Raw genomic sequence first — 22227 nt, 5'->3', positions numbered from 1 at the left:
TCGCCGAAGGTAAAAAAGGCCCGCCGGCCTCAATAAATCAGGCTGACGCCGGCCAGGTCGAAACGCTGCACCTGCAACTCCTGGGTGAGGGTGACCAGGGCCGCGTCGAGCATATCCAGACGGAATACACCGCTGACCTGACGCTGGGCCAGGGCACTGTTGGCCAGCACCACTCGCCCGGATCGATAGCGATTGAGGCGCTCCACTACCGCGCTCAGGGGCTGGCGGTCGAACACCAGGACGCCGCGCCGCCAACTGGTGGCGCGCTGCAGGTCGAGCCCATCAAGTGCCACCACCCCCGACTGCGAGTCATAGCGCACGCTCTGTCCCTCTTGCAGAACCCGCTCGGAAACGCCGCGTTGCGCCGGGGTATCCAGGCTCACGGCGACACTGTGCTGCAACACCCCAACCCAGGCTTGTTGATCGCTCTCGCGCCCGACCACAAAACGGGTGCCCAGGGCCCGGGTCTGGCCGCTAGCGCTGTGCACAATGAAAGGTCGTTGCTCCTCACCGACCATGGGCGCCACATCAAACACTGCGGAGCCGGCCAGCAATTGGATCTGACGCTTGTCGCCGCTGTAATCCAGGCGAATGGCACTGCTCGAGTCCAGCTCCACTTGGCTGCCATCGGCCAGTTGCACGGTGCGCACCTCGCCCTTGTCGGTCTGGTAGTCGGCCTGCAGGTACAGCAGTGCCTGCGGCCCTTGCAGCCAGCCCAGGGCCACCGCCAGAACCAGCATGGCCGCACTGGCGACCCGCACCAGCCGGCGTCGACGGCGCGGGCGCTGTATTGTCGCCGCAGGCCGTTCCACCTGGCGTCTTGGTGGGGCAGTGGCCGCCAGCTCGGGGTCCAGGCGCAGCTCGCCCAAGGCCTCCCAGGTCTGCCGGGCAAACACCAGAGCCTGTGGATGACGCGGGTCCTCGGCCTGCCATTGGGCAAGCTGCGCCTGCTCGGTGGCGCTCAGGCCTCCCGCGTGCAAACGCACCGCCCAATCGGCGGCGGCCTCGGTGATACTGCGCTCTTGCGGACCCTGGCTATTCACGTGTGAATCTCGATTTCTCGTTATATATAAGCAGTGACGTCTGACCCCGACTTTTACCGTAACTCACTGGTCAACCGGCCGACCGTCGGTAGCCTGCAGGCGTTGCATCACATAAGCCAGCGCCCGGGACAGGTGCTTTTGCACCGAGCTGTCGGAGATATTCAGGTGCCGGGCCACCTCGGCGTGGGTCATGCCTTCGATACGGTTCAGGCGGAAGATTTCCTGAGTGCGCGCAGGCAGCTCCGTGATCGCCTGTTTCAGTGCCTTGCGCTGTTGTTGCGCCATCGCCTGAGCCTCCAACCCGGCCGCCTCATCCTCGATGTCGGCCAGCACTTCATGGGGCACGGTCTCGGTCTTGCGCCGTGCCTCCTGACGTACATGGTCGATCAGCAGGTTGTTCGCCGTGCGGTAGAGATAGCCCTGGGAGTTGTCGATCCGCTCACCGCGCGTTTGCTCGGCCAGCCGCAGAAAACTCTCCTGCACCAGATCTGCGGCCAACTGCGGGTCCCGTACCTTGCGCGCCAGGTACCCACGCAAGGTCGCGGCATGCTTGAGAAACAGTCCCTTGAGATCCACGTCCGACAAACCGACTCCCTGGAACATGAAGGAAATTGCCGGCATCTTACGGTCAGTCGAGAATGATTTTCAATTGATATCAGTATTCATTAGCGATCGCTTACACCAGCTGCCAGCCGCTTTCCAGGACCTAGGCTGGCACCTCGACCTTGCGCGGCCGGCCGCCCTTCTTGCCGTTCAGGCGCGCCGCCCGAGCCTTGGCCGCGCTGCTTTGCCGACCGTTGCGGGAGGCGACCAACTGGGTCGCCAGTTTCATCAGCGGCTCGCTGGCGGACAGCAGCCCGACCATCGACACCTGCAGGTCCAGGGCCTCATGGCACACCGCCGTGGCGGAAAAGCCCAGCTGCAGTTGCTGCAACTGGGTGTCGCTCAGCGCCGCCAGCTCCGGATAGTTTTCCACAGGCAAATGAATCGAGCTGCCATCGGCAAAGCCCAGGCACAGGCACCCGGCCGCATAGCTCAAGGTACTGACTTGCAAACCCGCGTCGTGACGCGCCTCACCACGTTCGACCGCTTGATCCAGCTGCTCCTGGGTCAAGGGCACATCGACAGGCACCGCTGCTTTGACGACTTTCATAGTTCGATCTCCACTCCTTGCGCCGCACCCACCAGGGTCAGGCGAGTCAGGTTTCGTTGTTCCTCGTAGTGCGCTGACTCGATCAGGTACACCCTGCAGCCGGCGCTTGAACCTTCCACCACAGCGTTCGCTTGCCAATCCCACAACTGCTGCTCAAGGCACAAGGTGCGCAGCTTGCTCCACCCGATACGCCGAGCCAGATGCACCCGTTGCTTCAAGGCCTGGCGCAAGCCTTCAAGGACTGCCAGTGCCGGGCGACGGCCATGGGGGACAACGTCCCAGAGCTCGACACCGTTGTGCCAGAAGCTGAAGCGAAAACGGGCACTCCAACGACCGCCATCCAAGTGAGGTGACCTGCTTGAGGTTAGTCCCGGAGAAGGTCAGGAAGGCCTCCGGGCGGCCGCAAAGTCGTCAGCATTTATTGCCGGGCAAGGCCTCGCCACGGCCATCGCCCATAACAACGTTCGGTTATCGAACACTTAATCAGCCTTCCCGGGTTCCGCTCTCGGCCATCAATTGACCAAATTAACCAGTTAGTACAATTTACCTCCCCAGTGCCTCGTACCCGCTCCCGAGGCTGACAATAACAACGGAGATCTACCCCCATGCGTCCTATCGTTCTGGTGCTTAACGGCCCGAACCTGAACCTGCTCGGCAGCCGTGAACCTGCCACTTACGGCCACGAAACCCTGGCCGATGTCTCGGCCTTGTGCGGCCGTGCCGCCGAGGAACTGGGCCTGGCCGTGGAGTTTCGCCAGACCAACCACGAAGGCGAATTGCTCGACTGGATCCACGCCGCCCGCGGGCGCTGCGCCGGCATCGTGATCAACCCCGCCGCCTGGACCCACACCTCGGTGGCGATCCGCGATGCGCTGGTGGCCAGTGAACTGCCAGTGATCGAAGTGCACCTGTCCAACGTCCACGCCCGCGAACCCTTCCGCCATCACTCCTTTGTCTCGGGTATTGCCCTGGCGGTGATGTGTGGCTTTGGCAGCCACGGCTATCGCCTGGCGCTGGAACACTTCAGCCTGCGGTTCAAGGAGCAAGGTCTATGACAGGCCATACAGGCGTACTCGCCGGACTGATCGGCGCCGGCATCCAGGCTTCACGCACCCCGGCCCTGCATGAACACGAAGGCGACGCGCAAAGCCTGCGCTACCTGTACCGGCTGATCGATCTGGACCAGCTGGGGCTCGACAGCAGCGCCCTGCCCGACCTGCTCAGCGCCGCCGAACGGATGAACTTCACCGGCCTGAACATCACCTTTCCCTGCAAGCAGAGCATCTTGCCGCTACTGGACGAACTGTCCCCGGAAGCTCGCGGCATCGGCGCGGTCAACACCGTGGTCCTCAAGGACGGCAAACGGGTCGGTCACAACACCGACTGCCTGGGGTTTGCCGAAGGGTTCCGGCGCGGTCTGCAAGGCGTGGCCAGACGGCACGTGGTGCAGATGGGGGCCGGCGGCGCCGGAGCGGCAGTGGCCCACGCCCTGCTCAGTGAGGGTGTGGAGCAACTGAGCATTTTCGATGTGGAAAACCAGCGGGCGCAGAGCCTGGCGGAGAACCTCAACCAGCATTTCGGCGCCGGTCGGGCCAAGGCCGGCACCGACCTGCCCAGCACCCTGGCGAGCGCCGACGGCCTGGTGAACACCACGCCCATGGGCATGGCCAAGCTGCCGGGCACGCCGGTGCCGGTGGAACTGCTACGGGCGGAGCTGTGGGTCGCCGAGATCGTCTACTTCCCACTGGAAACCGAGCTGCTGCGCAATGCCCGCGCCCTGGGTTGCCGAACCCTGGACGGCGGCACCATGGCGGTGTTCCAGGCGGTCAAGGCGTTCGAGCTGTTCAGCGGTCAGAGCGCCGACCCGCAACGCATGCTGGCGCACTTCCACAGCATGAATGGCTGAAACACGCCTGTAGCCGCTGCCGCAGGCTGCGACAGGCCCCGCAGGGGCCTCGGCATCCGTCAGGACGCTGGCGAGCCTGCGGCTCGTTCGCAGCCTTCGGCAGCGGCTACAGGTACTGCGTTTACTCGGGCTTGAGCTGCAGGCGCGCGAGCAGGCCGATCAACAGCACGTTGAAGAGAATCATCAGCAGACTGCCGAACAGGCCCACTACATTGATCAGCGAGCTCGGCAGCCAGTCGAACACGCTGAAACCGGTCAGGGACAGCAGGCGCTCACCGAACCAGAACGAGTCAACGACGATCATCAGGATCAGGATGATTTTAAGCGTTGGGACGGGGTTACCCATGGTGCCTTCCTTGTCGTGGGGGATGATGCGAGAGCCGGGGTGGCGAGGCGATCTTACGGACGCTTTCGCCAGCAAGCCAGCGCCTGACAAGCCAACCCGGCCCTAAAGCTCCGGGTCAGGCCTGCAGGTAGCGCAGCACCGATTCGCAGATCATTTCCCGGTGCCGCTGCTTGATGGCTTCGTCCGGCAGGTCGATCTGGAAGATCTCGCCAAAGGTATGACGGTTCGACACCCGATAGAAACAGAACGAGCTGATCAGCAAATGCACGTCCAGCGGATCCAGGCCGCTGCGGAACACGCCGTCCTGCGCACCGCGCTCAAGGATCTCGCCCAGGGCATGGAGGATGGTGTTGTTCATCGCCTTGATCACGCCGGACTGCTTGACGTACTCGCCCTTGTGGATGTTCTCGATGCTGACGATACGCACGAAATCGACATTGCGGTCGTGGTGATCGAAGGTGAACTCCACCAGCCGGCGAATCGCCTCCCGCGGCGCCAGCTCGGCCAGATGCAGGCGGCTCTCGGTGCTGCGGATATCGCCGTAGAGTTTTTCCAGGACTTCGACGTACAGCTGCTCCTTGCTGCCGAAGTAGTAATAGATCATGCGCTTGGAGGTATGGATGCGCTCGGCGATCGCATCCACCCGCGCACCGGAAAGTCCCTGCTGGACGAACTCGACAATGGCTTCTTGAAGGATGTTCTCGCGGGTTTTTTCCGGGTTGTTCTTGCGACTCTTGCGCGGTTCGAGAGCAGGCTCATCGGACGCAATCGAGCGTTCACTGGTCATTGTCATTCTGGGCTCACGGCCATCACTGAACACGCGGGCGATTATGGGCCGCGTCCAGTCGCGAAAGAAAGCACAGAGGCGGTGGATTACCGCCTCCGGTTACCAATGCGCTACAACTTGGCCTGGCGCACCGCGCCACTGCGAGACTTGGCCATGGCCGCCAGGCGCACCGCAACGTTGGCCGCACCATAGCCGGCGTAGCCGTTCTTGCGCTGGATGATCTCGAAGAAGAACCGCCCCTCGAACGGTTCGGTGTAGACGTGAAACAGCTCGCCGCCCTGGGCATCGCGGTCATACAGGACGTTGTAGTAGGCCAGTTCGCTGAGAAACTCGTCGTCGAAATCAAAACGCGCCGCCAGGTCGTCGTAGTAATTGAGCGGAATATCCAGCAGCGGCACTCCGGCCTGCTTGGCCCGGCTGACCTCGGCAAAAAGGTCGTCGCAGTCGAAGGCAATGTGATGCACCCCGCTACCACGATAACTGGACAGCGCGTGGGAAATCGCGGTGTTGCGGTTCTCCGAGATGTTCAGCGGCAAGCGGATCGAGCTGCAACGGCTGCGCAGGGCGCGGCTTTTCACCAGGCCATAAGGATCGGGCAGCACCACTTCATCATCGGCCTCGAAATCCAGCAGGCTCTTGTAGAACAGCGCCCAGCTGTCGAGGCTGTCCGCCGGCAGGGCCATGGCCATGTGGTCGATACGCTTGAGGCCGCCCTTGGCCTGCACACCGTCATGCATGTTGAAGTCGGTGTCGTACAGGTGCTGGCCGCCCTGCTGCGGGTCCACCAGATAGATCAGGCTGCCATCGGGCTCGCGCACCGCCGCCAGTTCCAGCTCGTTGGGGCCTACAAGCCCGCGATAAGGCTGGCCCTTGTAGGCCACCGCCCGCTCCAGAGCCTTGGCGCTGTCCTTGACCCGGATGGCCGTGGCACACACCGAAGGGCCATGGGCCTCGAAGAAGCTGTGGGCGAAGGAATAGGGCTCGGAGTTGAGGATCAGGTTGATATCGCCCTGGCGCATCAGGCTCACGTTCTTGGAGCGATGCTGTCCAGCCTTGGCAAAACCCAGGCGTTCCAGCCAGCTCCCCAGCTTGGCGCCCAGGGCATCGTCCACCGCGAACTCTAGAAACTCGGTGCCGCCATAGGCTTCAACCGCTGGCGGGGCGAACAGCGTGTCCAGGTTGGCCACCGGCTGCGCCTCCTGCAGCAGGCGCTCGCGGGTCTTCTCCTCCAGGTACAGCAAGGAGCGCAAGCCGTCGGCGGCATTGGCCCGTGGCGGCGCGGCGCGAAAGCCGTCGTTGAAGATTTCCAGGGACAGCGGCCCGGTGTAGCCGCTCTTGATGATCGGCGCCAGAAAGCCCGGCAGATCGAACTCGCCCTGGCCCGGAAAACAGCGAAAATGCCGGCTCCACTCCAGTACATCCATGGCCAGGATCGGCGCATCGGCCATCTGCACGAAGAAGATCTTGTCCCCGGGAATCTCGGCAATCGCCGTCGGGTCGCCCTTGAGCGACAGGGTATGGAAGCTGTCCAGCAACACTCCGAGGTTGGGGTGATCGGCGCTGCGCACGATGTCCCAGACCTGTTGATAGGTATTCACGTGACGGCCCCAGGCCAGGGCTTCGTAGCCGATGCGCAAGCCGCGCAGCGCGGCCCGTTCGGCCAACAGGTGCAAATCATCGATGAGAATCTGCCGGTCCCCGAGGCTGTCGGCCTGGGCGTTGCTGCACACCAGCACCAGGTCGGTGCCCAGCTCCTGCATCAAGTCGAACTTGCGTTCGGCACGTTCCAGGTTGCGCGACAGGCGATCGCGGCGGCAGCCCTCGAAATCCCGGAATGGCTGGAACAGGGTGATGGCGATCCCCAGGTCGGCGCACATCTGCCTGATTTCCCGAGGGCTACCGTCGTAATAGAGAAGGTCGTTCTCGAAAATCTCCACCCCATCGAAGCCGGCGGCGGCGATGGCTTCGAGTTTTTCCGGCAGGGTGCCGCTCAAGGAAACGGTGGCAATGGAACGCTGCATGATTGAACTCCCGGGGGATGACGGCCGGTGGCACCCGAGCCTTTTATTCGATGTTGCGGATTATTCCACAGCATGATTTAAAGTGTACGAACCAGTTAGTTTTGTGTTCGATTATCGAACAAAAAGCCGCTTGGCGAATTGACGATTTTTCAGCCACTGCGCACCATCGACAGCACATTGAGCCGCCCCAAGAAACCGTGGCTTCAATCACCCAGACCCAGAACACACCATAAAAATTTTAAAAATCGGGTACATCCTCATGCTTGCACTCAACGCCCCGCCCTGCTGCTCATCCCTTTGGCTCGCGCCTGGAACGGCCTCAATCGGCACCCTGGATCACGACCCGCTACTGCCCTGAGCGGATCGTCGTACCGATGGCGTTCGCCGGCCCGCAATCAACGGCTCGACGAACCAAACCAGCCGATCAATCACCCAGTCCCTGGCGCTCATGCCCTCGCTGACGATTGATCACGCGCCCTTGAGTTCCGACGAGCCCTGGCTCGTCAGTCACTGAACGGATGGCCTATATGATTCCTTCCCAAAGCTCTCGCATCGCCCCGAGCCTCAGTGTTGCCGGCGGCATCGGCGACAAGATCCGCGGCGCCATGGCCGTCGGCAAGACCCGCTGGGGCATGCTCGCCCTGGTGTTCTTCGCCACCACCCTGAACTACATCGATCGCGCCGCACTGGGCGTGATGCAGCCGATCCTGGCCAAGGAAATGAACTGGACGGCGATGGACTACGCCAATATCAACTTCTGGTTCCAGGTCGGTTACGCCGTGGGCTTCGTGCTGCAAGGGCGCTTGATCGACCGAGTCGGCGTGAAACGGGTGTTCTTCTTCGCAGTGCTGCTCTGGAGCCTGGCCACCGGCGCCCATGGCCTGGCCACTTCGGCGGCGGGCTTCATGGTCTGCCGCTTCATTCTCGGGCTCACTGAAGCCGCCAACTACCCGGCCTGCGTGAAGACCACGCGCCTGTGGTTCCCGGCCGGCGAACGCGCGGTAGCCACCGGCATCTTCAACGCCGGGACCAACGTCGGCGCTATGTTCACCCCCATGCTGCTGCCGTTGATCCTCCACGCCTGGGGCTGGCAAGCGGCGTTCCTGTGCATGGCGGCACTGGGCGGCGTCTGGCTGCTGTTCTGGGGCCTGAAGTACTTCAACCCGGAAGATCACCCCAGCGTCAAAGCCTCGGAACTGGCCTATATCCAGCAACAGGTGGAACCCGAGCCGACCCGCGTGCCCTTCAGCCGCATCCTGCGCATGCGCGGCACCTGGGCCTTCGCCCTGGCCTACTCGCTGACCGCGCCGGTGTTCTGGTTCTACCTGTACTGGCTGCCGCCGTTCCTCAACCAGCAGTACAACCTGGGGATCAACGTCACCCAGATGGGCATCCCGCTGATCATCATCTACCTGACCGCCGACTTCGGCAGCGTCGGTGGCGGCATCCTCTCCTCGTTCCTGATCGGACGCGGCATGAACCCGATCAAGGCGCGGCTGCTGTCGATGTTCCTGTTCGCCTGCTGCATCATCGGCGTGATCATGGCCGCCGGCACCGCCAACCTGTGGCTGGCCGTGTTCGCCATCTCCCTGGGGATCGGTGCCCACCAGGCCTGGACCGCCAACATCTGGAGCCTGGTGATGGACTACACGCCCAAGCACATGATGAGCACCGTGTTCGGCTTTGGCGGCATGTGCGCGGCCATCGGCGGCATGTTCATGACCCAGATCGTCGGCCACATCCTCACCGTCACCAACAACAACTACACCCTGCTGTTCACCCTGATCCCGGCCATGTACTTCATCGCCCTGACCTGGATGTACTTCATGGCCCCGCGCAAGATTCCTCACGTAGAAGACTGATGCTCCTTTCACGCAGGCCCGCCCAGGGCCTGCGTTTTTTTTATCGCCACCCTCCCCCCTTTTGTTTTTCCACACTCGGAGATCGTCCCATGACGCTGGGTAACCTGAGCATCGCCAAACGCGCCGTGATCAGCTTCGGCGTGATTGCCCTGCTGGTCCTGCTGCAGGGGCTGTTCGCCCTCAAGCAAGTGGCCGAAGTCCGCGCCACCGGCCAGCACACCGAAAACATTTCCCTGCCCAGCACCCGCTACCTGGGAGAAGTGCGCGACTACGTATTGAGCATCCGCGTGCTGAGCCTGCGCATGGCCCTCAACCGTGAACCCAAAGTGCTGGAAAGCACCATTGCCCGCCTGCATCAGGTGCAAGCCTGGCTCGACCAGGCCCTGGCCAGGTTCGCGCCGCTGGTGGGCGATCACAACCGGGTGCAGTACGAGACATTCCTCGCCACGGTCAAGAGCTACCAACAGGCCCTGGCCCAGTACGAAGCCCTGTCCCAGGACAATCGCAGCAGCGAGATGACGGCCCTGCTCAACGGCAGGATCCAGGATTACTCGACCCAGACCGGCGACCAGTTCGCCGAACTGATGAACCTGACCGCCGAGGAAGTCAGCCAGTCGGCCCAGCATGCAGACGCGCTGTACACCCAGGTCAAGGTCACGGTGATCGGCGCCCTGATCGCCGTCGCCCTGCTGACCCTGTGCCTGGCCTGGCTGCTGATTCGCAGCATCGTCGTGCCCATCCGCCAGGCCGTGGGCGTGGCCGAGCAAGTGGCCGCCGGCGATCTCAGCCGCCCGATCCACAGCGAGGGCAGCGATGAAACCGCGCGCCTGCTCAAGGCCCTGGCCAGCATGCAGGCGAGCCTGCGTGAAACCCTGCAACTGATCAGCAGCACCTCGACCCAGCTGGCCGCCGCCGCGCAACAGATGAGCCAGAGCACCCACCAGGACTCCAGCCGGCTGCAGCAGCAACACAACGAAATCGAGCAAGCCGCCACCGCGGTCAACGAGATGACCGTGGCCGTCGAGGAAGTGGCACGCAACGCGGTGTCCACCTCCGACACCACCCGCCAGTCCACCGCCCAGGCCGCCCAGGGACAGACCCGGGTGATCGAGACCCTGGACTCGATCCAGGCCATGAGCAGCGATGTCGGCACCGCCCTGCAGCAAGTGCAGACCCTGGCCGAGCAGTCACGGGAAATCGGCAAGGTGCTGGACGTGATCCGCGCCATTGCCGAACAGACCAACCTGCTGGCCCTGAACGCCGCCATCGAGGCCGCGCGAGCTGGTGAAGCCGGGCGTGGTTTTGCCGTAGTGGCAGACGAAGTGCGGGCCCTGGCCCATCGCACCCAGCAGTCGACCCAGGAAATCGAACAGATGATCGGCCGGGTCCAGGGCGACACCGACAGCGTGGTGCAGTCCATGCACGGCAACAGTCAGCGGGTGGCCCAGACCCTGTCCATCGCCGAACAGGCCGGGCTAGCCCTGGGGCAAATCACCCGGGCCATGGAGCAGATCCACGAGCGCAACCTGGTGATCGCCAGTGCCTCGGAAGAACAGGCCCAGGTGGCCCGTGAAGTGGACCGCAACCTGCTGAACATCCGCGACCTGTCCCTGGAAAGCGCCGACGCCGCCACGCGCACCAACGCCACCAGCCAGGAGCTGTCGCACCTGGCGGCCGGCCTGCAGAACCTGGTGGTGCGCTTCCGCTTCTGAGTCGTCTCAGCGGCGGCGTTGCTGCCAGGCCGCCGCCAGCCCGCTGAGGCAGATCACGGCGATGCCCACTTGGGTAATCGCATCCGGCGTGTGGTTGAACAGCAGCCAGCCCAGCAGCCCGGCAAAGACAATCTGGCAATAGCCGAACGGCGCCAGCAGCGCCGGCGCCGCGTGACGGAAGGCCTGGGTCAGGAACAGGTGGGCGCACATGCCACAGGCCCCCAGCGCCAGCATCAGCACGCCATGGACAATCCCCGGGGTCTGCCAGAAGAACGGCACCAGCGCACTCATCACCAGGGTGTTGCACAGCCCGGCGAAGAAGTTGCTGGTGGTGGGGCTGTCATGCTCGGCCAGCTTGCGCGTCAGCAACTGATAGAAGCAGAAGAACAGCGCCGAGCAGAACGGCAGCAACACCGCCGGCGTGAAGAGTTCACCGCCCGGGTGAACGATGATCAGCACCCCGACAAAACCGCAGATCACCGCCAGCCACTGGCCGCGGGTCACCTGCTCGCCGAGCAAGGGCACCGACAACGCGGTGACCAGCACTGGCGCGAGAAAGTTGACCGCCGTGGCCTCGGCCAGGGGAATGAACAGCAGTGCCGAGGTGAACAGCAAACTGGTGCTCAGCAGGCACAAGGCCCGCAGCACTTGCAGCAGCGGTCGCTTGCTGCGCAGCACCCGCAGGCCCGATTGCGGCAGGAAGATCCCGGCCATCAGCAAGGTATGGATCAGGTAACGGGCCCAGACCACCATGATCACCGGGAAGAACCCCGAGAGGTATTTGGACAGGGCATCGTGGCTGGCGAACAGGAAGGTCGCCAGGACGATCAGCAGGATGCCCTTGAAAGGCTGATTGATCCCGGAAAGGGGCGTGCTGCGGGTCATGGGCATTCCTTGAAGGTGATTGAAGACACAGCTTCGCCGGCAAGCTGGCTCCTAGCGGGTATTTGTAGGAGCCGGCTTGCCGGCGAAAGCCCTCCCGCCCACTCAGGTCCTGGCCAGCAGCGCGCGAGTTGCATCCAGCGCCATCTGTGCCCGCTGCAAGGCACTCACGCCCTGTTCGAGCAATTGCACCGTGGGAATTTCCAGACTCAGGGGCAACTCCGGCGGCAGACACTTGAGCAACCCCGCCAGATCACAATCACCCTGCCCCGGAAAACGCCGTTCGTTACGGGCCTGGCGCAGGATCTCCTGCATGTCGTCCGGACGCGGCCCGGCCACGTCGCACAACTGCGCGTAACGCAGGCGCGCCGGAGCGACCTTGGCCAGGTCCGCCAGACGCGAACCCGAACGGTCGAAATGGAAGGCATCCACCAGCACGCAGCCATTGTCACGACCGGCGTTTTCCACCACCCGCACGGCCTGCTCCAGGTTGCGCGCGTCGGTCCAGGGCATGAACTCCAGGTGCGGGTGCAACCCGTACTGCCGCGCCAGATCGCACAGGGCGGCGAAGTTGTCGGTCATGCGCGCCTCGTCCGGGTCATTGCCCGCCACCAGCAACTCGCTGGCGGCGAACTCGGCGCCCACCGCCAGCAGCGCTTCGAAGTCCCCCACCCGGGTCTGCGGCTTGAGCCGCAGGATCTCCACATCCAGCACCCGCACGCCGCCATCGCGCAGGCGCGCCTGGGTCTGGCGACGCAAGCCGGCATCCGCCACAAGCGGGAAGTGATGCTCCTCCGGGGTCGCCGGTTCCAGGCGCAGGCCGACATGGCTGTAGCCGGCCCGGGCCGCCACCTCCACCATCTCCGGTGGCGACAGCTCCAGCACGGTCAGGCTGGCCAGGGAAAAAATCCGCTCACTCATCAGTCGTTCACTCAATCGGGGTGGGGGTGCAGGCGCGACCCGTGGCCGCGGCCTGGCGAATCGCTTCAACCAGCGCCAGGGTGCGCGCGGCATCGGCGGCACTGACCAGGGGCGCGACTTCGCCGCGGGCGACTTGGACGAAGTGCAGCAATTGCAAGCGCAGGGCCTCGCCCGGATCAAAGGCTTCCTGCTGCATCAGCAAGGGTTGATGCCAACCCTCCCCGGCTTCGGCGTAATGCCAGCGCTTGAGCTGGGGAATGCTCAGCGCGCCCTCGGTGCCGGCCAGCAGGTAGCAAGGCTGATCGGCCTGGCGCGGGTACACCGGGTTCTCCCCGGCATCCAGCTCCCAGCTCCAGGGCGCGGCCGCGGCATCGGAACCGGTCAGGCTGCCCAGGGCGCCGTTGTCGAACTGCAACAACACCGCGGCGCAATCTTCGTTGGCGTAGCCGCGCACGCTGTTGCTGGTGATGGCCTGCACTTGTCGCACTTCGCCACACAGGTGGCGCAACAGGTCGAGGTCGTGGATCAGGTTGGTCAGCAACATGCCGGCCCCGGCCTCGCGGCGCCAGGGAATATCGAAGTAGCTCTCGGGTTTGCGCAACTGCCAGAGCGCGGTGACGTTGGTCAGGCGACCCAGGGCGCCGCTGTGCACCAGAGCATGGGCACGGGCGATCAACGGGTTGTGTCGTCGATGGTGGCCCACCAGCACCGGCACGCCCGTGTTGCGCGATGCCGCCACCAGCTCGCGCACTTCATCCAGGTGCACACCCACGGGTTTTTCCAGCAGCACCGGCACGCCTGCGGCCAGGCAATCCAGGGCCGTGCTGACGTGGAGGTTGTTGGGATTGGCGACAATCACCGCATCCGGGCGAATGTCCTCCAGCAGGGTCCGGTGATCGCTGAAATGCGGCACCTGCCATTGCCCGGCAATGGCTTGCGCCTGGGGCCCGGGATCGGCCACGGCGCACAGCCGGGCCTCGGCCAGGGTATTGAGGTGCTGGTAGTGCTGCTGCCCCATGTTGCCGACGCCGATCAGGGCAATGCGCAGTGGCGGGTTCAATGGAAGATCCTCTTGTGATTGTTATAGGGACAATGAATTCCAAATATTTAGAACTCAGTTCCATTTTCATACAAGAGGGATAAAAAATACCGTCCGATTATCGAACGGCTTTGTGCCGAGCCGAGGCTTGTGTAGCCGCTGCCGCAGGCTGCGAACGGCTGTGCAACAGACGCGGCGGTATCAAGGCCTCCACCCGCCCGACGGTAGATCGCCAGGCAAGGCCCTGCGGGCCTTTGCGCAGCCTCGCAGGCTCGGCAGCGGCTACAGAGGACAAGGCCATACCGAAGCCTTTGTAGCCGCTGCCGCAGGCTGCGAACGGCTGTGCAACAGACGCGGCGATATCAAGACCACTACCTGCTCGACGGTAGATCGCCAGGCAAGGCCCTGCGGGCCTTTGCGCAGCCTCGCAGGCTCGGCAGCGGCTACAGGTTGAACAGTTCGGAAGCCTGGCTGGCGGCCGACAGCTCTTCGGCAAATCGCAGCAGCAACGGCGCCAGTTCATGCAGCCGCGCCAACGGTAGACGCGCGCTGGGACCGGCGATGCTGAGCACCCCCACCACCCGGCCATCGATGGGATGGCGCACCACCGCGGCAATCGCCGAGGTGCCGACCGCCGAGCTTTCCTCGACCCAGGCGTAGCCCTGGTCGCGGGCCAGGCGCAGGCGTTCGAGCAACTCGATGTTCGAGCGCGGTGCATTGGGCCCCAGGTCCGCCGGGGGCTCCACGCCCTGGCGCTCCACCAGCGACAAGGCCTCGGCATCGCTCAGGGTAGCCAGCCAGGCATGCCCGGAAGCGGTGTAGAACAGCGGCGCCTCGCGGCCCATGTCCGGATCGTAGCGCAGGCCGGAACGGGCGCCCTGGGACTTGGCGATCCAGGTCTGGCGCTCGCCCTCGATCACCCCCAGGCGTACCAGCTCGCCGGACTCCTGGGCCAGACGATCGAGCACCGGCTGGACAATGTCGGCGCCGCTGACCGCAAGGTAGCGAAAGCCCATGGCCACCAGCCGGGTGGACAGCTGGTAACGCAGGTTGTCCGGGTTCTGGCGCACGTAGCCCAGGCGAATCAACTCCGCCAGCAGGCGATGGGTTGCACTTTTGGGGATCTCCAGTTGTTCCGCCAGGGTCTGCAACGGCAGGCCGCGGGGATCACCGGTAAGACGTTCGAGAACGCTGAAGACGCGTTCGATTTGACTGCCAGCCATGGTCGGGTCCCGACAAAATTTGGCCGATTCTAGTGACAACGGGCCGGTTGGGGAACTGCGCGGCAGGGTTCGATGACCGCCCAGAAGCGACGAGGCCGGACCTTGGGGCCCGGCACAACGTCTTGTGCGCAGATTAGCCGAGCCCGGCTATTTTTTGGAACAGCCTTCCATAAACCAGTCAGGACCGAAGCTTGCCATCGGTGGCGGGACGCTGGGTCAAAAATCGAAGAACACCGTCTCGCCCTCACCCTGAATGCGGATATCGAAGCGGTAGGCGCGCTGGCCGTTCACTTCACAGGGGTGGGCCAGCAGGGTTTCCCGACGTTGCGGCTGCTCGATCAGGTTCAACACCGGGCACTGGGCGTTGGCCTCCGGCTCGTCGGCAAAGTACAGCCGGGTATGCAGGTGGATGTTGATGCCCCGGGCAAACAGCGACAGGTTGATGTGCGGCGCCATCGGCACGCCGGCGGCGTTGTTCACCACCCCGGGCTTGACGGTATGGAGGGTCCATTCCCCGGCATCGAAGGTGGTGGCGGTGCGGCCAAAGCAGTTGAAGGGCTTTTCCGTGTCGAACACCGGGTCGTAGACCCCGGCAGAATCGGCCTGCCAGAACTCCAGGAAGGAGTCGCGCACCAGGTGGCCGTTGCCGTCGTACACATGGCCGATCAGCAGAATCCGCTCGCCCGGCGCATCGGGCTTGGCCATCTGGTTCCAGATCTCCTCGGGACGGGTCGGATTTCCCGCCGCCGCCAGGGCCAGGCCGATGTGCACATAGGGGCCGGCCGTTTGCGAGGGGGTTTCAGGCAGCAATTGAACAGGCATGGCAGGCTCCTCAGCAGTTTTCGAAGTGGGTCTTGCGCTGGCCGCGCAGCACGATGTCGAAGCGGTAGGCCAGGCAATCCATGGGGTTGGCGTTGCCCATGTCCAGGCGCGCGATCAGACTCTGCACCGCGTCCGGGTTGGCGATGGACTTGACGATCGGGCACAGCGGGATCAACGGGTCGCCTTCGAAATACAGCTGGGTGATCAGCCGCGTGGCAATCGACGGGCCGCTGATGGAGAAGTGGATATGCGCCGGGCGCCAGTCGTTGGGACCGTTGCGCCATGGGTAAGGCCCGGGCTTGATGGTGCGGAAGCTGTAGTAGCCGTCACGGTCGGTGAGGGCTCGGCCGACGCCGCCGAAGTTCGGATCAAGGGGCGCCAGGTAGCGGTCGTTCTTGTGCCGGTAGCGGCCACCGGCGTTGGCCTGCCACATCTCCACCAGGGTGTGGGGGATCGGCTTGCCGTATTGATCGCAGACTCGCCCGGAAACGATGATCCGCTCACCTACCGGCAAGCCGCCGTGGTTGAAGTTGAGCAAAAGGTCGTTATCAAAACGCCCGGTGCGCAGGTGGGAAAAGTCCGGGCCACTGGTTTCACTGGCCGATTGCGGAATGCTCACCAGTGCCTGGCGCGGCGAGCGGGTGACGGAGGTCTTGTAGTCGGGGGTCAGGGCCTTGGGGTGCCAATTACGGTCGCGAATCACAAAGCGACTGTTGTCTGCATCAGACATGTCGATCTCCTGTTGTTTGATTTATGGAGCGCAGCCGGCGCAGTTTCAAACAAACCAGGAGTGGGGAAAATTGAAAAGCCGCCCGCCATCCTTAACCAAAAGGTTATGGATAACTGCCCTCGTGATAGGCCCGCCCCACTTCCCTGAGCACGTCCACCGCCCATTGCGCCGCCAGGGACAGCGGCAGGCTGGCATTGCTGGAGATACCCACCGAACCGCCGGGCTCGCGCAGGCCCAGATCCAGCTCCTGCAACTCGCCATTGGCCAGATCCAGGCGCACCGCATCCAGTGGCGCTATCCACAGCGCATCGCTGGACAGGGTGTAGCGCCGGCTCAGGGCAACCGACAGGGTTTCCAGGCGTTGTTGCGACTGGGCGATACCGCACTGAATGAACAGGCTGTCGGCGTGCTTGCGAATGCTGGTGCCAGCCAGGGGCAGTACCAGCGGATAGGCGCTGAGCGCATCGCGATCCAGGGGCCCGGCCGCCAGGGGATGCTCGGGGCGGGCCACCAGGGTCATGGATTCGCTGTACAGGTGCTCGAAGCTCAGGCCGTGGATCTCCGGACTCTCGGTCATGCGGCCAACCACCAGATCCAGGTCACCGACTCGCAGTTGCGAAAGCAGATGAGCGCTGGGGCCGGTCAGCACACTCACGGTCAACGCCGAATGCCGCTGGTGCAGGCGCCGCATCACCTCCGGCAGCAGCAGGCTTTCCACCGTGGACAACACGCCGATGCGCACCAGCCCGGCGGCGTATTCGCCGCCGCGCAAACTGCTGACGCCTTCGCGCAGGGCCTGCACCGAAGGCCCTGCATAGCGCAGGAAGGCTCGCCCGGCTTCGGTCAGGCTGAGCCCGGCCTTGCTCCTGGCAAACAGCCGAGTGTCCAGCAGCTCCTCCAGTTCCTTGAGGGTTTTCGACATTGCCGGCTGGCTCACCGACAGCACGTCGGCGGCCCGCGCCAGGCTGCCTTGGCGGGCCATTTCAAGAAAACACACCAAGTGACGGAATTTGATGCGGGTATCGATGTTCAATAGGAAGCCCCGAATGCGCCAGGAGCGGAGAGATCCGCGATCGGGCCATGGTAGCGTGCGCAAAAATCCCTGACGACCGGACTGGCGCCGCTGCCTGCCAGCAGCAACACTGACCAGCAGAAAAAACGAGGACTCCCCCATGCTTTGGAAAAAAGGCCGGCGCAGCGACAACGTCGTGGATGCGCGAAATGACAGTGGTGGCGGCGGTGGTGGCGGCCTGCGTTTTGGCGGTGGCAAGGGGCTGAGCCTGACGGCGATCATCCTGATCGTCGGTATCGGCTGGGCCACCGGCCAGGACCCGCTGCAGATCCTCGGTCAACTGGTGGGCCAGAGCGGCCAGACTTCGGCCCCGGCCACCACCCAGGCGCGCAAGAGCCCACCGGCCAATGACGAGCAGGCGGAGTTCGTCCGCGCCATCCTCGGCGACACCGAAGACACCTGGGGCCAGATCTTCCAGCAGGCCGGCCGCCAGTATCAGGCGCCCAAGCTGATTCTGTTCCGTGGCCGGGTCAACTCCGCCTGCGGCTCCGCCACCTCTGCCAGCGGCCCCTTCTATTGCCCTGCCGATCAGCAGGTGTACCTGGACATGGACTTCTTCCGCGAGATGGCCCAGCGCTTTTCCGCTGCCGGCGACTTCGCCCAGGCCTACGTGATTGCCCATGAAGTCGGGCACCACGTACAGACCCAGCTGGGGGTCTCGGCGAAAATGCAGGCCGCACGCCAGCAAGGCCGGCAAATGGAAGGTGACGGCGGTCTACTGGTACGCCAGGAATTGCAGGCCGACTGTCTGGCTGGGGTCTGGGCCTACCATGGGCAGAAGCGCCTGAACTGGCTGGAGCCCGGGGATGTGGAAGAAGCCCTGAACGCTGCCAATGCCATCGGTGACGACCGACTGCAGCAACAGGGCCAGGGCCGGGTCGTACCGGACTCCTTCACCCACGGCACCTCGGCGCAACGGGTGCGCTGGTTCAAGACCGGCTTCAGCCAGGGCCAGGTTGGCCAGTGCGACACCTTCGCCGCCAAGAGCCTGTAGATGGGCCGACTGCTGGCGGCATTACTGTGCCTGGGCTGCCTGGGCGCCCAGGCCGCGGAACACACAGTCAAGGTCGTCAGCCCCGAACGCCTGCCCCTGGAGGGCGGGCAACTGGCCCTGGGCCTGAGCCAGGACTGGCGCCAGCCACTGCCTGGGGTGCAGCGCGCGCTGATCATGGTTCACGGTCGGCTGCGCAACGCCCAGACTTACCTCAAGAGCGGCGAAAGTGCTTCACGACAAGCAGGGCAAAGCGCCGCAACCCTGGTGATCGCCCCCCAGTTTCTCAACCAGAGTGACATCGCCCGCCATCAGCTACCGGACGCGCTACTGCGCTGGAAAGGTAATGACTGGATGGCCGGCGAACCTGCTGCCGGCCCCGTGGCCATCAGCTCCTACGCGGTACTGGATGCCGTCCTCCAGCGTCTGCAGGACCGCCAGTTCTTTCCTGCACTCAAGGAAGTGGTGATTGCCGGCCACTCCGGCGGCGCCCAGGTGGTGCAGCGCTATGCCCTGACCACAGGGCAACATGCCGAGCTGAAGCAGTCCGGAATCGAACTGCGCTACGTGATCGCCAATCCGTCGTCCTACGCCTACTTCGATGCAACGCGCCCGGTGGCTTTCGAGCCGGCCAGTTGCCCGGGGTTCAACGACTGGAAATATGGCCTGAATCGGCTCCCGGCCTATGCCAGCGCCCCATCCCCGGCGCAGCTCGAACAAGGCTACGTGACACGCCACATCACCTACCTGCTGGGCCAGCAGGACATCGACCCCAACCACCCGGCCCTGGACAAGAGCTGCGCGGCCGAGACCCAGGGCGCCTACCGGCTGATTCGCGGGCACAACTACTTCGACTACCTGATGCGGCGTCACCCGCAAGGCTTGCCACAACGGCTGGTGGAAGTGCCCGGGGTCGGGCATGACGGCGACAAGATGTTCACCTCCCCCGCAGGGCAGGCGGCGCTGTTCAAGTAGAGAAAGGCGCTGTCTGAAATGACGCTTTCGCCGGCAAGGCGGTTCCTACAGGACGGGTAAGAACCGACTTATCAGCGAACAGGCCCTCAGGCCGACAGCAGTTCGCGCAACTGCGCGCAATCCCGGGCATGCCAGTCGGTCAGCTCCGGCCAGGGGTTGTCCGGCAGGTTCACCAGCACCGTGCGCGTTCCCGCGGCACGCCCGCAGTCCAGGTCGAAGCGGTAGTCACCGACCATGACCATGCGCTGCGGCGCCACATCCCAAGCCTCGGCCAGCTTGAGCAAACCACCGGGATGGGGTTTGGGCGGGGCCTCATCGCGCCCCAGCACATCAGCTTCGGCAAAGCAGTCCGCCAGGCCGATGGCTTCCAGGGTCACGTGGGCCAGCTCCCGGGCATTGCGGGTGAGGATTCCCAGGCGATAACCGCGTCCGGCCAGTTCCCGCACCAGTTCCACTGCACCCGGCGCCGGGCGCGAACCCAGGGCCAGGTCGCGCTCGTGCTCCAGCAGCCAGGCGTGCTTGGCCGCAGACTCCTCTGCCGGCAAGGCCGCCAGGTGAGTGAGGATGTCGTCCTCCGGAGGAATCGACAGCGCCTGGCGGATCGCCGCGAAATCATGCACGGCGATGGTCAGGGTGCCGTCCATGTCGAACACCCAATGTTCTATGTCTGAAAGACTCATGCCCAATCCTTGCGATGACGGATCAACCCTTCCTGAGTCACCGAGGCTACCAGTTGACCGGCACGGTTGAACACGCTGCCCCGGGAGAAGCCCCGGGAGTTACCGGCCCAGGGGCTGTCCATGGCGTACAGCAGCCAGTCGTCGGCCCGCAGGTCGGCGTGGAACCACAGGGCGTGATCGAGGCTGGCGACCTGCATGTCCTTCTGCCACACCGACTTGCCATGAGGCAGCATCGAGGTGGTCAGCAAGCCGAAGTCCGACGCGTAGGCCAGCAGGTACTTGTGCAGGGCCGGGATGTCCGCCAGGGCGCCGTCGGCGCGGAACCAGACGTACTTCACCGGGTCCATCGGCTGCGGGTTGTACGGGTCCTTCTCGGTCACCGGGCGTACTTCGATGGGCTTGGGGCACAGCAGCTTCTCGCGCATGTGCTCGGGAATCAGGTGCGCACGCTGGGTGGTGATTTCCAGTTCCGACGGCAGGTTCTCCGGCCCGACCACCTGGGGCATGCTGTTCTGGTGCTCGAAGCCTTCTTCGTCGTACTGGAAGGAAGCACTGCAGGTGAAGATCGGGTTGCCCTTCTGAATCGCCGTCACCCGCCGGGTGCTGAAGCTGCCACCGTCGCGCACCCGATCCACCTGGTAGACCACTGGCAAGGCGGCGTCGCCGGGACGCAGGAAGTAGCCGTGCATGGAATGCACGTGGCGTGCTTCCTCTACCGTCTGACTGGCCGCGGACAACGACTGGCCGAGCACCTGGCCGCCAAACAGCTGGCGAAAACCCAGGTCCTGGCTGCGACCGCGAAACAGGTTTTCTTCAATGGCTTCCAGGGTCAACAGATCGACCAGATCATCCAGCACATGACTCATTCAGACTCTCCTCACACAGGGCAACACCGCGCAATCTCGGCTGCGGCGGTGATATCAATTGGGGCCAGGTATCTCGTCGGCACATTCTAAACGTGCGCGCCTGCTATCCATGCAAGGTTTCCAGCCATTGTTCGCGGGTAATGCGGTACAGCACATGCTCGCGCAACGGATGATCGGCGGCGAGTTTAGGGTGTTCGAAATCCTCCTGGGCCGCGTGATGCATGCCAATGGCCTGCATGACTTTCTGCGACGGCAGGTTATTGCGGGTGGTGAAGGCCACGACTTCGTCCAGGGCCAGCCGATCGAACGCGCAACGCAAGGCAGTCCAGGCCGCTTCGCTGGCATACCCCAGGCCCCAGTGTTCCCGGGCCAGGCGCCAGCCGATCTCCACCGCAGGGGTAAAGGGCGCTTCGAAGCCCACCTCCAGCAGCCCGGTAAAGCCGATAAAGGCACCGTTATCCTTACGCTCAAGCGCCCAGAGGCCAAAGCCATGTTCGGCGAAATGCCCGCGTATGCGCCCGATCAGCGCGGCACTTTCCAGACGACTCAAGGGCGCGGGAAAGTAGCGCATGACCTGCGGATCGGCACACATCGCGGCAAATGCCGGCAAATCATCGTCACGCCACTGGCGCAGCAGCAGACGCGCGCTTTCGAGTTGCAGTATTGGCTCCATCAGGCCCCTCCGTTTCCGTGGGTGCAAGTCTACATCGCTGGTAGGATCCTTCACGGGTTCCTCTAAGAAAATGCCATGTCATTGCCACTGATCTATCACGACGACTACAGCCCCGAGTTCCCGGCGGAGCACCGCTTTCCCATGGACAAGTTCCGCCTGCTGCGCGACCACCTGGTGGACAGTGGCCTGACCCACGATGCCGATCTGCTGCGCCCCGAGCTGTGCCCGGCCGAAATCCTCGCCCTGGCCCACGACCCTGGCTATATCGAACGCTACATGAGCGGCGAGTTGTCCCGGGAAGACCAGCGGCGTCTCGGCCTGCCCTGGAGCGAAGCCCTGGCCCGGCGCACGGTGCGCGCTGTCGGCGGCTCCCTGCTGACGGCCGAAAAGGCGCTGCAACATGGCCTGGCCTGCCACCTGGCCGGCGGCACCCACCACGCCCACTACGACTACCCGGCGGGGTTCTGCATCTTCAACGACCTGGCCGTGATCAGCCATTACCTGCTGCAAAGCGGGCGGGTGG

At 64.1% G+C, this 22227-nt stretch carries 23 protein-coding genes and 1 pseudogene; 7 read left to right on the top strand and 17 right to left on the bottom strand.

All coding sequences use genetic code 11. From position 1 onward, the window contains the following. Nucleotides 1–29 precede the first annotated feature (29 nt). From J5M73_RS26230 to J5M73_RS26215, 4 genes are all read right to left on the bottom strand, one after another. Nucleotides 30–1043 carry a FecR family protein gene (locus tag J5M73_RS26230; RefSeq protein WP_102865408.1) on the bottom strand — a complete coding sequence of 338 codons (1014 nt, stop codon included), beginning with the start codon at nt 1041–1043 and terminating at the stop codon, nt 30–32. Nucleotides 1044–1106: 63 nt separating this feature from the next. Beyond that, on the bottom strand, nt 1107–1628 hold the full coding sequence (locus tag J5M73_RS26225) for an RNA polymerase sigma factor (protein ID WP_102865512.1): 522 nt from the start codon (nt 1626–1628) through the stop codon (nt 1107–1109). Between the two features lie 121 nt (nt 1629–1749). Further along, nucleotides 1750–2196, bottom strand: coding sequence for a DUF2442 domain-containing protein (locus tag J5M73_RS26220; protein WP_102865407.1), 447 nt, complete (start codon nt 2194–2196; stop codon nt 1750–1752). Next, complete coding sequence (locus tag J5M73_RS26215) at nt 2193–2540, bottom strand: DUF4160 domain-containing protein (protein WP_102865406.1); 348 nt, start codon at nt 2538–2540, stop codon at nt 2193–2195. The genes J5M73_RS26220 and J5M73_RS26215 overlap by 4 nt, the downstream gene beginning before the upstream one ends. Nucleotides 2541–2801: 261 nt before the next feature. Here J5M73_RS26215 and aroQ point away from each other — a divergent pair, with 261 nt between their 5' ends. Both aroQ and J5M73_RS26205 read left to right on the top strand, forming a co-directional pair. Continuing rightward, entirely contained in the window at nt 2802–3251 is a 450-nt protein-coding gene (aroQ, locus tag J5M73_RS26210) for a type II 3-dehydroquinate dehydratase (RefSeq protein WP_102865405.1), read from the top strand. After that, nucleotides 3248–4102 (top strand): shikimate dehydrogenase, encoded by an 855-nt coding sequence (locus J5M73_RS26205; protein ID WP_102865404.1) that lies wholly within the window; start codon nt 3248–3250, stop codon nt 4100–4102. The genes aroQ and J5M73_RS26205 overlap by 4 nt, the downstream gene beginning before the upstream one ends. Before the next feature lie 121 nt (nt 4103–4223). Here J5M73_RS26205 and J5M73_RS26200 read toward each other — a convergent pair whose 3' ends face one another. The 3 genes from J5M73_RS26200 to quiC form a co-directional block, all read right to left on the bottom strand. Further along, nucleotides 4224–4448, bottom strand: coding sequence for a hypothetical protein (locus tag J5M73_RS26200; RefSeq protein ID WP_102865403.1), 225 nt, complete (start codon nt 4446–4448; stop codon nt 4224–4226). Between the two features lie 115 nt (nt 4449–4563). Further along, nucleotides 4564–5241 (bottom strand): TetR family transcriptional regulator, encoded by a 678-nt coding sequence (locus tag J5M73_RS26195; RefSeq protein ID WP_102865402.1) that lies wholly within the window; start codon nt 5239–5241, stop codon nt 4564–4566. Nucleotides 5242–5345: 104 nt separating this feature from the next. Further along, complete coding sequence (gene quiC / locus J5M73_RS26190) at nt 5346–7256, bottom strand: 3-dehydroshikimate dehydratase QuiC (RefSeq protein ID WP_102865401.1); 1911 nt, start codon at nt 7254–7256, stop codon at nt 5346–5348. A gap of 527 nt (nt 7257–7783) precedes the next feature. Here quiC and J5M73_RS26185 point away from each other — a divergent pair. Together J5M73_RS26185 and J5M73_RS26180 are read left to right on the top strand one after the other, a co-directional pair. Next, a complete protein-coding gene (locus tag J5M73_RS26185; RefSeq protein ID WP_102882294.1) occupies nt 7784–9118 on the top strand; it encodes an MFS transporter in 1335 nt (444 codons plus the stop codon). A gap of 89 nt (nt 9119–9207) precedes the next feature. Beyond that, the gene (locus J5M73_RS26180; RefSeq protein WP_102865399.1) at nt 9208–10830 is read left to right on the top strand and encodes a methyl-accepting chemotaxis protein; all 1623 of its coding nucleotides are present in this window, start codon (nt 9208–9210) and stop codon (nt 10828–10830) included. Nucleotides 10831–10836: 6 nt separating this feature from the next. Here the strand turns inward: J5M73_RS26180 and J5M73_RS26175 are convergent, their stop codons facing one another. From J5M73_RS26175 to pcaQ, 7 genes are all read right to left on the bottom strand, one after another. Beyond that, nucleotides 10837–11715 (bottom strand): DMT family transporter, encoded by an 879-nt coding sequence (locus tag J5M73_RS26175; RefSeq protein ID WP_102865398.1) that lies wholly within the window; start codon nt 11713–11715, stop codon nt 10837–10839. A gap of 102 nt (nt 11716–11817) precedes the next feature. Further along, nucleotides 11818–12633: a sugar phosphate isomerase/epimerase gene (locus J5M73_RS26170; RefSeq protein ID WP_102865397.1), complete on the bottom strand. Its 816-nt coding sequence runs from the start codon at nt 12631–12633 to the stop codon at nt 11818–11820. 7 nt (nt 12634–12640) lie between these two features. After that, nucleotides 12641–13693, bottom strand: a complete 1053-nt coding sequence (locus J5M73_RS26165; protein WP_102865396.1) for a Gfo/Idh/MocA family oxidoreductase — start codon at nt 13691–13693, stop codon at nt 12641–12643. Between the two features lie 422 nt (nt 13694–14115). Further along, entirely contained in the window at nt 14116–14895 is a 780-nt protein-coding gene (locus J5M73_RS26160; RefSeq protein WP_102865395.1) for an IclR family transcriptional regulator, read from the bottom strand. Between the two features lie 216 nt (nt 14896–15111). Continuing rightward, complete coding sequence (gene pcaG / locus J5M73_RS26155) at nt 15112–15717, bottom strand: protocatechuate 3,4-dioxygenase subunit alpha (protein ID WP_102865394.1); 606 nt, start codon at nt 15715–15717, stop codon at nt 15112–15114. Between the two features lie 10 nt (nt 15718–15727). Next, nucleotides 15728–16447, bottom strand: a complete 720-nt coding sequence (gene pcaH / locus J5M73_RS26150; RefSeq protein ID WP_102865393.1) for a protocatechuate 3,4-dioxygenase subunit beta — start codon at nt 16445–16447, stop codon at nt 15728–15730. A gap of 103 nt (nt 16448–16550) precedes the next feature. Next, nucleotides 16551–17480, bottom strand: coding sequence for a pca operon transcription factor PcaQ (pcaQ, locus tag J5M73_RS26145; RefSeq protein WP_102865392.1), 930 nt, complete (start codon nt 17478–17480; stop codon nt 16551–16553). A 139-nt stretch (nt 17481–17619) separates the two neighbouring features. Between pcaQ and J5M73_RS26140 the strand changes: the two genes are divergently transcribed. Then, on the top strand, nt 17620–18513 hold the full coding sequence (locus tag J5M73_RS26140) for a neutral zinc metallopeptidase (RefSeq protein ID WP_102865391.1): 894 nt from the start codon (nt 17620–17622) through the stop codon (nt 18511–18513). Continuing rightward, complete coding sequence (locus J5M73_RS26135) at nt 18514–19485, top strand: hypothetical protein (RefSeq protein WP_102865390.1); 972 nt, start codon at nt 18514–18516, stop codon at nt 19483–19485. Nucleotides 19486–19571: 86 nt separating this feature from the next. Here J5M73_RS26135 and J5M73_RS26130 read toward each other — a convergent pair whose 3' ends face one another. The 3 genes from J5M73_RS26130 to J5M73_RS26120 all read right to left on the bottom strand — a co-directional run bounded on the left by J5M73_RS26130 (nt 19572) and on the right by J5M73_RS26120 (nt 21704). Further along, the gene (locus J5M73_RS26130) at nt 19572–20165 is read right to left on the bottom strand and encodes an HAD family hydrolase (protein ID WP_102865389.1); all 594 of its coding nucleotides are present in this window, start codon (nt 20163–20165) and stop codon (nt 19572–19574) included. Beyond that, the gene (gene tesB / locus J5M73_RS26125; protein WP_102865388.1) at nt 20162–21031 is read right to left on the bottom strand and encodes an acyl-CoA thioesterase II; all 870 of its coding nucleotides are present in this window, start codon (nt 21029–21031) and stop codon (nt 20162–20164) included. Before tesB ends, J5M73_RS26130 begins: the two co-directional genes overlap by 4 nt. 103 nt (nt 21032–21134) lie before the next feature. Next, the gene (locus J5M73_RS26120; protein WP_102865387.1) at nt 21135–21704 is read right to left on the bottom strand and encodes a GNAT family N-acetyltransferase; all 570 of its coding nucleotides are present in this window, start codon (nt 21702–21704) and stop codon (nt 21135–21137) included. Nucleotides 21705–21779: 75 nt separating this feature from the next. Here J5M73_RS26120 and J5M73_RS26115 point away from each other — a divergent pair. Next, nucleotides 21780–22227: pseudogene (locus J5M73_RS26115) on the top strand (histone deacetylase); the annotation flags it as partial.

It is taken from the genome of Pseudomonas sp. 50_B, from assembly GCF_017491625.1.
Classification (GTDB): domain Bacteria; phylum Pseudomonadota; class Gammaproteobacteria; order Pseudomonadales; family Pseudomonadaceae; genus Aquipseudomonas; species Aquipseudomonas danubii.
This window is presented reverse-complemented; position numbering and strand designations above follow the sequence as displayed.

What these genes read in the sequence shown, in the direction of transcription:
- J5M73_RS26220 (WP_102865407.1), bottom strand. Translation starts at nt 2,196, where the DNA reads ATGAAAGTCGTCAAAGCAGCGGTGCCTGTCGATGTGCCCTTGACCCAG.
- aroQ (WP_102865405.1), top strand. Translation starts at nt 2,802, where the DNA reads ATGCGTCCTATCGTTCTGGTGCTTAACGGCCCGAACCTGAACCTGCTC.
- J5M73_RS26205 (WP_102865404.1), top strand. Translation starts at nt 3,248, where the DNA reads ATGACAGGCCATACAGGCGTACTCGCCGGACTGATCGGCGCCGGCATC.
- J5M73_RS26200 (WP_102865403.1), bottom strand. Translation starts at nt 4,448, where the DNA reads ATGGGTAACCCCGTCCCAACGCTTAAAATCATCCTGATCCTGATGATC.
- J5M73_RS26195 (WP_102865402.1), bottom strand. Translation starts at nt 5,241, where the DNA reads ATGACAATGACCAGTGAACGCTCGATTGCGTCCGATGAGCCTGCTCTC.
- quiC (WP_102865401.1), bottom strand. Translation starts at nt 7,256, where the DNA reads ATGCAGCGTTCCATTGCCACCGTTTCCTTGAGCGGCACCCTGCCGGAA.
- J5M73_RS26185 (WP_102882294.1), top strand. Translation starts at nt 7,784, where the DNA reads ATGATTCCTTCCCAAAGCTCTCGCATCGCCCCGAGCCTCAGTGTTGCC.
- J5M73_RS26180 (WP_102865399.1), top strand. Translation starts at nt 9,208, where the DNA reads ATGACGCTGGGTAACCTGAGCATCGCCAAACGCGCCGTGATCAGCTTC.
- J5M73_RS26175 (WP_102865398.1), bottom strand. Translation starts at nt 11,715, where the DNA reads ATGACCCGCAGCACGCCCCTTTCCGGGATCAATCAGCCTTTCAAGGGC.
- J5M73_RS26170 (WP_102865397.1), bottom strand. Translation starts at nt 12,633, where the DNA reads ATGAGTGAGCGGATTTTTTCCCTGGCCAGCCTGACCGTGCTGGAGCTG.
- J5M73_RS26160 (WP_102865395.1), bottom strand. Translation starts at nt 14,895, where the DNA reads ATGGCTGGCAGTCAAATCGAACGCGTCTTCAGCGTTCTCGAACGTCTT.
- pcaG (WP_102865394.1), bottom strand. Translation starts at nt 15,717, where the DNA reads ATGCCTGTTCAATTGCTGCCTGAAACCCCCTCGCAAACGGCCGGCCCC.
- pcaH (WP_102865393.1), bottom strand. Translation starts at nt 16,447, where the DNA reads ATGTCTGATGCAGACAACAGTCGCTTTGTGATTCGCGACCGTAATTGG.
- J5M73_RS26140 (WP_102865391.1), top strand. Translation starts at nt 17,620, where the DNA reads ATGCTTTGGAAAAAAGGCCGGCGCAGCGACAACGTCGTGGATGCGCGA.
- J5M73_RS26135 (WP_102865390.1), top strand. Translation starts at nt 18,514, where the DNA reads ATGGGCCGACTGCTGGCGGCATTACTGTGCCTGGGCTGCCTGGGCGCC.
- J5M73_RS26130 (WP_102865389.1), bottom strand. Translation starts at nt 20,165, where the DNA reads ATGAGTCTTTCAGACATAGAACATTGGGTGTTCGACATGGACGGCACC.
- tesB (WP_102865388.1), bottom strand. Translation starts at nt 21,031, where the DNA reads ATGAGTCATGTGCTGGATGATCTGGTCGATCTGTTGACCCTGGAAGCC.
- J5M73_RS26120 (WP_102865387.1), bottom strand. Translation starts at nt 21,704, where the DNA reads ATGGAGCCAATACTGCAACTCGAAAGCGCGCGTCTGCTGCTGCGCCAG.